Here is a 9843-nt window from a genome sequence, read left to right as displayed (position 1 = left end):
GCCCCGTCCCCCGTCCGAGCGGGCAGCCGCGACGTTTTCCCGCCCACGGCATCCATCACGCTATTGTGACGCAACGCCCCATGGATGATCTGAACACCCGACTGGTTGCCACCCTGCTGGAGGCGCGGCAGCGCCACTGCTTCCCCCCGGACGTGCGCAAGGCGGCGCCGGAGTTCGTCGCCCAGGTGCTGGGGCTGCTCTTCCCGCACTTCGCGGAGCGGCTGGAGTGCAACGCCGCGGCGGTGCGCCGGGACGTCACCGCGGTGGAGGCGAACCTCCAGCGCATCCAGGGGCTGCTCGCGCCGCACTACCCCGTCACGGACGCGGACCTGTCCACGCGGTTCATGGCGGGCCTTCCGGACATCTACGACTGGCTCCAGCAGGACGCGCGCGCCATCTTCGAAGCCGACCCCGCGGCGCGCAGTGTGGACGAGGTCGTGCTCACCTACCCGGGCTTCTACGCCATCGCCATCTACCGCGTGGCGCACTCGCTGCACCGGCTGGGCTTCCCGCTGCTGCCGCGCCTGCTCACCGAGTACGCGCACCAGCGCACCGGCGTGGACATCCACCCGGGGGCCACCATCGGCCGCAAGTTCGTCATCGACCACGGCACCGGCGTCGTCATTGGCGAGACGACGGTGATTGGCGACAACGTGAAGCTCTACCAGGGCGTCACGCTGGGCGCGCTGATGGTGGAGAAGGCCCTGGCGGACAAGAAGCGCCACCCCACCATCGAGGACGACGTGGTGGTCTACGCCAACGCCACCATCCTCGGCGGCGAGACGGTGGTGGGCAAGGGCAGCATCATCGCCGGCAACGCGTGGCTCATGCAGAGCGTGCCGGCACAGTCCGTCGTCACCCGTCGCAGCGAGGTGCGTCCGCGCCACGGCGACGAGGGGCTGGACGTCCTCGACTACCAGATTTGAGCACCCCCACGCAGTGACCTTCCCCGCACAGGAGACGCCATGAAAGTCGACAGCATCCTGCAGACCATTGGCAACACGCCGCACGTGCGCATCAACCGGCTGTTCCCCTCGCGCGTCACGGTGCACCTGAAGCTGGAGCGCGCCAACCCGGGCGGCAGCATCAAGGACCGCATCGGCATGGCGATGATCGAGGACGCGGAGAAGAAGGGCCTGCTCAAGAAGAACAGCGTCATCATCGAGCCCACCAGCGGCAACACCGGCATCGGGCTCGCCATGGTGGCCGCGGTGAAGGGCTACAAGCTCATCCTCGTGATGCCGGAGTCCATGAGCATCGAGCGCCGCCGCGTGTTCGCCGCCTACGGCGCCACCTTCGACCTGACGCCGCGCGCGCTGGGCATGAAGGGCGCCATCGCCCGCGCCGCGGAGCTCGTCGCCCAGACGCCCAACGCGTGGATGCCGCAGCAGTTCGAGAACGAATCCAACATCGCCATCCACAAGCGCACCACCGTCCAGGAGATCCTCAACGACTTCCCGGAGGGGCTGGACTACCTCATCACGGGCGTGGGCACCGGCGGCCACATCACCGCGTGCGGGGAGCTGCTCAAGGCGAAGTGGCCGAAGCTGAAGGTGTTCGCGGTGGAGCCCGTGAAGTCGCCCGTCATCAGCGGCGGCGCCCCGGGCCCGCACCCCCTCCAGGGCATCGGCGCGGGCTTCATCCCCAAGAACCTGCACACCGACGTGCTCGACGGCATCATCCAGGTGGATGAGAAGGACGCCTTCGAGTTCGCCCGCCGCGCCGCGCGTGAGGAGGGCATCCTGGTGGGCCCCTCCTCCGGCGCGTCGCTGTCCGCGGTGAACCAGAAGCTCGCGGAGATGCCGGACGGCAGCCGCGTGCTGTCCTTCTGCTACGACACCGGCGAGCGCTACCTCTCCGTGGAGAACCTCTTCCCGGCGCAGTAGCGCCCCCGTCGGGAAGGTCCGGGTGCGGGCCGTGCGCCCCACCCGGGCGATGGACTCCACGCAGCCGCCGACATTGAAGGCCCGACTACAGGACGACGAGCAGGCCGAGCGACGCCGTGGGGTACACGGTGCGCAGGCCCAGGTTGCCCGTGCCCACCTGGAGCTCGCGCACGTCGGTGAAGGTGAAGCCCGGACCCGCGCGCGCCGACAGGCCCACGCGCCCGGAGCCCGGCCGCCACATCAGGCCCAGCGTCGGCTCCACGAACGCCGTCGTCGTGTAGTCCTTGGTGACGGGCGACGCGACGGTGGCCCGCGCGACGAACTCCTCCATGCCCACCGCCAGCCCCAGGAACGGACGCACCGTGCCGTCCGCCAGGAAGGCCAGCGTGTAGCGGCCGTCCACGCCCACGCCGAAGTTCAACTTCACGTCGCCGCCCTGCACGCCGGTGAAGCGCGCCTTCGCGCCCAGCGACCGGTTCCACGAACCCGCGCGCCCCAGCAGGCCGAACGCCAGCCGCGAGTCGCGCGACGGCGACACTTCCGCGCGGATGCCGTACAGCGAGCCGTCCAGCGCGGGCGGCGTCAGCTCCAGCAGGAACGCCCCGCGCCGCTGCTGCTCCTGCCCCGTGGACGTGCGGCCCACGTCCTGGGCCAGCGCCGGCACCGACAGCAACGACACACCCACCGCCACCGCCGCCTTCACCCACCGCATCGACCGCTTGGACTCGACTCGCATGGCCCGTCTCCTTCGGTTTAGCCGGACGACTAATTTAGTTACACGACTAACTAAGACCGGTGACGCGGGTTGTCAAGCCGCTGTCTGGAAGGTCCGTGCATGGCCCTTGCGGGGTGGGAGTGGGTGCCCTATGGGTCTGGGATGCCGCCCACCCGCCGTGGCAAGCACGCCGCCCCCACCGCACCGGAGCCCGACGCCCGGGCGCGCCTCATCACCGCGGGCCACCGCATCCTCGCGGAGCGCGGCTATGACGCCACGACGGTGAAGGAGGTGGCGCGCGAGGCGGGGGTGAACCAGGGGCTGGTGCACTACTACTTCGGCAGCAAGGACGCGCTGCTGCTGGCCGTCACGCAGGAGGCGAGCCGCCAGTACATGTCCGAGCTGGAGCGGCTGCGCGCGCAGACGCCCGTGGAAGAGCTGCCGGAGGTCGCCTTCGCCTGGGGTGAGAAGCTGGTGAAGGAAGCGCCGGAGGTCTGCCGGCTGCGCTACGAGCTGTTCGCGATGGGCCTGCGCAACCGCGAGTTGACGCCCGCCGTCGCGCAGCTCTTGAGCCAGGGCGACAGCGAGATTGCCCGCACCGTGGCGCACGTGCGCACCGGCCACGCCCCGGCCGCCGAGGACTCGCACTACGCCATCATCCTCAAGGCGTGCGTGGACGGGCTCGCGCTGCACCACCAGCTGGACAAGAACTTCGACCCGCTGCCGGTGTACGCGCTCCTGCGCCGCATCATCCTCGCGAGCATCGAGCCGCCCGCCCCGCCCCGTCCGCCCGCGCGCAAGCCGAAGGCCCAGGGACGGCGCGCGACGCCGTCACCGCGTGCGCGCAAGGCCCCGCGAACGCCCCGGCGCTGAGCGTCGTTTCCGGACGGGGCGCACCACCTCCCCGGTGAGCGCGAGCAGCTCCGCGCGCAGCCAGCGGCTCTTCGGGTCCTCGTCCACCTGCCGGTGCCAGTACAGGTGCAGGTCCACGGGAGGCAGCGCCAGCGGCATGGGCAACAGGTGGTTGCCCAACCCCGCGTTGAGTCCCTCCGCGTGGCGCCGGGGCATGGTGAGCAGCAGCTCCGAACCGGTGACGATGCGGCACGCGGCCTCGTAGTGCTGACAGCGCACGGCCACGTCGCGCTGGTGGCCCAGGCGGCCCAGCATCAGGTCCTCGAAGGGCAGGCCCGTGCGCCGCGACGAGACGGCGACGTGGCGCGCGGACAGGTACGTGGCGGAGGTCAGCTTGCGGCGCCGGGCCGCGACGACGCACAGCTCGTCCCGCAGCAGGACGGCATGCCGCAGGTCCGGCCCGGTGGGCTGCGCCACGTCGATGGCCAGGTCCAGCCGCCCCGACGCGAGATCCCTCTCCAGCTGCGTGCGCTCCAGCCGCACGCTGGTGATGCGGGCCTCCGGGGCGCGGGTGCGCAGGCGCTCCACCCACGCGGGCAGCAGGGACGGCTCCAGCACGTCGTTCATCGTCAGCGCCACGTGGAGCACGTCGCGCGCGGGCTCGAAGTGCCGGGTGCGGTGCACCGCCTGCTGGAGGAGCGCGAGCGCGTCGCGGATGCCGGGGGCCAGCCGCTCGGCCAGCGCCGTGGGTGCCACGCCCCTGCCCTCCCGGACGAAGAGCGGCTCGCCGAGTTGTTCGCGCAGTCGGGAGAGCGCGTGGCTCACGGCGGACGGGCTCAGGAACAGCACCTCCGCGGCCCGCGCCAGGTTGCGCTCGCGCAGCACCACGTCGAACACGCGGAAGAGGTTGAGGTCGAGCGCCGGGCGGACCGCTGAATCCTGAACAGGGTTCATGAGGACACATGACCAACATTCAGTGGCTTCATCAACCCGGCGGGGCGCAGGATGCCGCGCATGGACTTCCAGCCCTCCGCCAGGACGACCGAATACCTGGAGCGCGTGAAGCGCTTCATGACCGACCACATCGAGCCGGTGGAGGGCGCGTACATGCAGGCCCTGCACGCGATGGAGGCGGGCGGGGACTGGCGCCAGTGGAAGGTGCCGCCCGTGATGGTGGAGCTCAAGGCGCGCGCGAAGGCGGAGGGGCTGTGGAACCTCTTCCTCCCGGACGCGAAGCTGGGCGCGGGGCTGAGCACGCTGGAGTACGCGCCGCTGGCGGAGCAGATGGGCCGCAGCTTCATGGCGCCCGAGGTCTTCAACTGCAGCGCCCCCGACACCGGCAACATGGAGGTGCTCTGGCGCTACGGCTCCCCCGAGCAACAGGAGCAGTGGTTGAAGCCGCTGCTCGCGGGCGACATCCGCTCCGTGTTCTGCATGACGGAGCCGGACGCCGCGTCGTCGGACGCCACCAACATGGCGGCCACCGCCGTGGTGGACGGCGACTCGGTGGTGCTCAACGGCAAGAAGTGGTGGTCCAGCGGACTGGGCCACCCGAACGCGAAGGTGGCCATCTTCATGGGCCTCACCCCGGATACGGGCGCGGACCGCCACCACCGGCACTCCATGGTGCTGGTGCCGCTGGACGCGCCGGGCGTGGAGATCGTCCGCATGCTGCCGGTGTACGGCGAGCACGATGCGCCGCATGGCCACGGCGAGGTGCACTTCCACGACGTGCGACTGCCGCGCTCCGCCCTCATCTCCGGGCCGGGCATGGGCTTTGAAATCGCGCAGGGCCGGCTGGGGCCGGGCCGCATCCACCACTGCATGCGCTGCATCGGGGCGGCGGAGCGAGCGCTGGAGTTGATGATCGACCGGGGCATGAGTCGCACGGCGTTCGGCAAGCCGCTGCTGAACCTGGGTGGCAACCGCGAGCGCGTGGCGGAGGCGCGCATCGCCATCGACCAGGCACGGCTGCTCACGCTGTACGCCGCGTGGAAGCTGGACGACGTGGGCGCGATGGGGGCGATGACGGAGATCTCCGCCATCAAGGTCGTGGCGCCCAACGTGCTCCAGCAGGTGGTGGATGATGCCATCCAGTTGCACGGCGGCGCGGGTGTGTCGCGCGACACGCCGCTCGCGGGCTTCTTCGCCCAGGCGCGCAGCCTGCGCATCGCGGACGGCCCGGACGAGGTGCACAAGGGCGTCATCACCCGCATCGAGCTCGCGAAGCGCGGCTTCTCCCGGGGGAGCTGAGCCGTGACGACCCCGGTCTCCATTCCGCTGGACGAGGGGAAGGCCGTGCGCCCCGGCGAGGCGCTGGACGTGGCCGCCGTGGACGCGTGGCTGAAGGCGCAGGTGCCGTCGTTGTCGGGCACGCCAGAGGTCACCCAGTACACGGGCGGCGCCTCCAACTGGACCTACCGCCTCAAGTACGAGAACCGCGACCTCATCCTGCGCAGGCCGCCCGCGGGCACCAAGGCGAAGTCCGCGCACGATATGTCGCGTGAGTACACGGTGCAGCAGGCGCTCAAGCCCGCGTACCCGGTGGTGCCCACGATGGTGGGGCTGTGCCAGGACCCGGCCGTGCTGGGCGCGGAGTTCTACGTGATGGAGCGCATCCCCGGCCTCATCCCGCGCAGGCACCTGCCCAAGGGGCTGAACCTGGACAAGGCGCGCACGCGCCAGCTGTGCCTCAACGTCATCGACAAGCTCATCCAGTTGCACGGCGTGGACGCGCAGGCGGTGGGGCTCACGTCGCTGGGCAAGGGGCCGGGCTATCCGCAGCGGCAGATTTCGGGCTGGTCCGACCGGTACGAGAAGGCGCGCACCTGGAACGTGCCCCGGATGCGGTACGTGCGCGACTGGCTCTCCGCGCACGTGCCCCCGGACATCGCCACGTGCGTCATCCACAACGACTGGCGCTTCGACAACGTGGTGCTCAAGCCGGAGGACCCCACGGAGGTCATCGGGGTGCTCGACTGGGAGATGGCCACGCTGGGTGACCCGCTGATGGACCTGGGCAACACGCTGGCCTACTGGGTCCACGCGGATGACAACCTCTTCCTGCGCTCCACGCGCCGGCAGCCCACGGACCTGCCCGGCATGCTGCGGCGCGAGGAGGTGGTGGCGTACTACCTGGAGCGCACCGGCCTGAAGCCCGCCAACTGGACCTTCTACGAGGTCTACGGCGTGTTCCGGCTCGCCGTCATCGTCCAGCAGATCTACTACCGCTACCACCACAAGCAGACGCGCAACCCGGCGTTCAAGAACTACTGGCTCATCGCGAACTATCTGGCGTTCCGCTGCCGCCAGCTCATCAAGAAAGCGGGCGGCTGATGGGCGTCGTCTATCTGGTGCGGCACGGGCAGGCGTCCTTCGGCGCGGCGGACTACGACAAGCTGTCGGACATGGGCGTGGAGCAGGCGCGCGTGCTGGGCGAGTCCCTGCGGCAACGCCTGCCGCGCGTGGACGTGGTGGTGACGGGCACGATGCTGCGCCACCGGGAGACGGCGGCGGCGTGTCTCCAGGGGCTCGGGGTGGAACTGGAGCCGAAGCGCATGGCGGGCTTCAACGAGTTCGACCACGAGGAGGTCATGGTGCGCCACACGCCGCGCTACGCCGACGCGAGCGTGCTGCGCGAGGAGCTGGCCACGACGAAGGATCCGCGCCGCGCGTTCCAGGACCTGTTCACCCAGGCCGTCGCGCGCTGGGTCCAGGGCGGGCACGACGGCGAGTACAAGGAGTCGTGGTCCGGCTTCAAGGCGCGCTGCCTGGAGGCGATGAACGCGCTGGTCGCGGCGCTGGGCCCGTCGAAGACGGCGCTGGTGTTCACCTCCGGCGGTCCCATCACCGCCGTGAGCCAGGACCTGCTGGGCATCCCGGATGAACATGCCTTCCGGACCAACTGGACGCTCGCCAACTGTGGAATGACGAAGGTCATCTACAGCGAGCGGGGCCGGTATCTGTCCACGCTCAACGAGCACGGCCACTTCGAGGGCCCGCACCGGGCGCTCATCACCTACCGCTGAGGTGGGGGCTCGCGTAGCGTGGGCCCATGACGCGGTGCCTGCTCAACATCGACCTGGGGGAGCTGCCCGGGGAGGACGAACAGCTCTACGCGCTCGCGCACCTGGCCAACATCGCCTGCGGAGGCCATGCGGGCGACGCGGACTCCATGCGGCGTGCCCTGGAGCTGTGCGAGCGCCACGGCACGCTGGCGGGCGCGCATCCGTCCTACGCGGACCGTGAGGGCTTCGGGCGCAAGGCCCTGGACGTGTCACCGGAGGTGCTGCGCGCGCAGGTGGCGGAGCAGTGCGGTCGGCTCGTCGCGCTGGCCCGTGAGCGCGGTGTGCCGGTGCGGCACGCGAAGCCCCACGGCGCGCTGTACCACGCGGCCAATGCGTCCCCTGCGCTCGCGAGGGCGGTGGTGGACGGCGTGGTGGAGGCGCTGGGCACGGAGGTCACCCTCGTGGGTCCCGGCACGGGCGCGCTGCGCGAGGCGGCTCAAGCCTCGGGGCTTGCGTACGCGCGCGAGGGGTTCGCGGACCGGGGCACGCTGCCGGACGGTTCGTTGATTCCGCGCGGGCAGCCCGGCGCGGTGCTGACGGACGTGGCGAAGGCCCGCGAGAACACGGTGCGGCTGGCCACGGGCGGAGCGGTGGACACGCTGTGCGTGCACGGAGACACGCCGGGGGCGGTGGCGCTGGCCCGCGAGGTGCGCGCGATGCTGGACGCGCTGGAGCGGCCTCCGGAGCCGCTGGGTGACAGCGCGCTGCGGCTGACGCTGCCGGAGGGCGTGGACCGGAGACAGGCGCGCGAGGCCCTGTGCTCGCTGCCGGGCGTGATGGACGCGGTGATCACGGAGGCGCATGCCTGCGTGTACTTCGACCCGACGACGCCGCCCGAGGATGCATCGCTCGTGCTGACGCGGCTGCGGGTCACGCCCACGTCCGTGTCGGAGCGTCCGCTGATCCGCATCCGTGTCCGCTACGACGGCGAGGACCTGCCGAAGGTGGCCGCGCACGCGGGCCTGTCGGTGGAGGAAGTGGTGCGCCGTCACACGGCCCGCGAGTACACGGTGCGCTGCGTGGGGTTCCTTCCGGGCTTCGCGTACCTGGGAGACGTGGATCCGAGCATCGCCTGTCCACGATTGGCCACGCCGCGCACGAAGGTGCCAGCGCTCGCGGTGGGCATCGCGGGAGAGCGCACGGGGGTGTATCCGTTCGCATCGCCGGGAGGATGGAACCTCGTGGGCACGGCGCTGGACTTCACCGCGTTCGACCCGACGCGCGGCGCGGTGATGCAACTGGGTGACCGCGTGCGCTTCGAGCGGGAGGACGGATGAGGGCCTGGGTGATAGCGCCAGGCTCCGGCGCGCTCGCGAGGGTGCCATGCGCAGGGCGCGGCCAGATGGGGCGGAGTTCCCTCGTGACGATGCAGCGGGAGGATGGATGACGGCCTGGGTGGAGGTAACGGGCCTGAACGCTCCCGCGACGGTGCAGGACGGTGGCCGGCCGGGACACATGCACCACGGCGTTCCACCGGGCGGCGCGTGGGTGCCGGAGCTGTTGGCCGCGTCCAACCGCGCGGTGGGCAATACCTCCAACGCCGCGGCAGTGGAGGCCCACGGACGACTGGAGCTGCGCGCCCTGGGCCGCGACGTGCGCGTCTCCGTGGATGGTGCGCCCGCGCAAGTCCTCGCGGACGGAGCCACGCTCACCGTGCCCGCGCCCACGCGGTACGCCGTGCGCTACGTGGCCGTGGACGGCGCGCTGGCCGTGCCTGAAGTGCTGGGCGGACGCGGCACGCTCTGGGTGGCCCGCCTGGGCGGCTGGGAAGGCCGTCCCCTTCGCACCGGAGACCGCCTCCCCATCGGAGCCCCGGGCACACCCCAGGAGCCCTCGGACGCGGACCTCCAGCGGCTCGCGGAGGCCCTGGACCCTGCCGCACCCCTGCGGGTGCTCCTGGGCCCCGACACCGCGCGCTTCGGCGATGCGGCCGTGGCGGTCCTCCTGGGCAGCACCTTCACCGTGTCGCCCGCCAGCGACCGCGTGGGACAGCGGCTGGACGGACCGCCCGTCCCGCACGGCGACGAGGGCGCGGGCACGTCCCGGCCCATGGTGCGCGGGGCCGTTCAAATCACCCTCTCGGGTGCGCCCATCGTGCTGGGCCCGGACCACCCCACCACCGGGGGCTACCCGTTGATCGCCGCCCTCATCCGCGCGGACTGGGGCCGCCTCGGGGCACGCCGTCCGGGCGCGCCGGTGCGCTTCCAGGCCGTCTCCCTGGAGGAGGCCCGGGACGCCTGGAGGACCCATCCGCACGGGCCGTGAAGGCAACTTCGGGCCCGTCCGGCCGATACTGAAAGCATGAGCCCCCCGAAAATCGGAC

At 71.3% G+C, this 9843-nt stretch carries 10 protein-coding genes; 8 read left to right on the top strand and 2 right to left on the bottom strand.

Annotation, left to right across the window (positions count from 1 at the left end):
* The first annotated feature begins 80 nt into the window (after window positions 1–80).
* Together epsC and cysK are read left to right on the top strand one after the other, a co-directional pair.
* On the top strand, window positions 81–926 hold the full coding sequence (gene epsC, locus D7V97_RS33805) for a serine O-acetyltransferase EpsC (protein ID WP_120614743.1): 846 nt from the start codon (window positions 81–83) through the stop codon (window positions 924–926).
* Window positions 927–965: 39 nt separating this feature from the next.
* Entirely contained in the window at window positions 966–1886 is a 921-nt protein-coding gene (cysK, locus tag D7V97_RS33800) for a cysteine synthase A (RefSeq protein ID WP_120614742.1), read from the top strand.
* A gap of 85 nt (window positions 1887–1971) precedes the next feature.
* Here cysK and D7V97_RS33795 read toward each other — a convergent pair whose 3' ends face one another.
* Entirely contained in the window at window positions 1972–2622 is a 651-nt protein-coding gene (locus D7V97_RS33795) for a hypothetical protein (protein ID WP_120614741.1), read from the bottom strand.
* A 99-nt stretch (window positions 2623–2721) separates the two neighbouring features.
* Here D7V97_RS33795 and D7V97_RS33790 point away from each other — a divergent pair, with 99 nt between their 5' ends.
* Window positions 2722–3474 carry a TetR/AcrR family transcriptional regulator gene (locus D7V97_RS33790; RefSeq protein ID WP_233583394.1) on the top strand — a complete coding sequence of 251 codons (753 nt, stop codon included), beginning with the start codon at window positions 2722–2724 and terminating at the stop codon, window positions 3472–3474.
* Here D7V97_RS33790 and D7V97_RS33785 read toward each other — a convergent pair.
* A complete protein-coding gene (locus tag D7V97_RS33785) occupies window positions 3433–4407 on the bottom strand; it encodes a LysR family transcriptional regulator (protein WP_120614739.1) in 975 nt (324 codons plus the stop codon). The two genes, D7V97_RS33790 and D7V97_RS33785, sit on opposite strands and share 42 nt — an antisense overlap.
* A 60-nt stretch (window positions 4408–4467) precedes the next feature.
* Between D7V97_RS33785 and D7V97_RS33780 the strand changes: the two genes are divergently transcribed.
* The 5 genes from D7V97_RS33780 to D7V97_RS33760 all read left to right on the top strand — a co-directional run bounded on the left by D7V97_RS33780 (window position 4468) and on the right by D7V97_RS33760 (window position 9785).
* Window positions 4468–5706: an acyl-CoA dehydrogenase family protein gene (locus D7V97_RS33780; protein WP_120614738.1), complete on the top strand. Its 1239-nt coding sequence runs from the start codon at window positions 4468–4470 to the stop codon at window positions 5704–5706.
* Between the two features lie 3 nt (window positions 5707–5709).
* Complete coding sequence (locus D7V97_RS33775; RefSeq protein WP_120614737.1) at window positions 5710–6789, top strand: phosphotransferase family protein; 1080 nt, start codon at window positions 5710–5712, stop codon at window positions 6787–6789.
* On the top strand, window positions 6789–7481 hold the full coding sequence (locus D7V97_RS33770) for a histidine phosphatase family protein (protein WP_120614736.1): 693 nt from the start codon (window positions 6789–6791) through the stop codon (window positions 7479–7481). Before D7V97_RS33775 ends, D7V97_RS33770 begins: the two co-directional genes overlap by 1 nt.
* 26 nt (window positions 7482–7507) lie before the next feature.
* A complete protein-coding gene (locus D7V97_RS33765) occupies window positions 7508–8797 on the top strand; it encodes a LamB/YcsF family protein (protein WP_120614735.1) in 1290 nt (429 codons plus the stop codon).
* Window positions 8798–8903: 106 nt separating this feature from the next.
* Window positions 8904–9785, top strand: coding sequence for a biotin-dependent carboxyltransferase family protein (locus D7V97_RS33760; RefSeq protein ID WP_120614734.1), 882 nt, complete (start codon window positions 8904–8906; stop codon window positions 9783–9785).
* Window positions 9786–9843 lie beyond the last annotated feature (58 nt).

The organism is Corallococcus sp. CA053C (assembly GCF_003611675.1).
Lineage (GTDB): Bacteria > Myxococcota > Myxococcia > Myxococcales > Myxococcaceae > Corallococcus.
The sequence above is the reverse complement of the archived record's forward strand: the minus strand, read 5'-3'. Positions and strand labels throughout refer to the sequence as shown.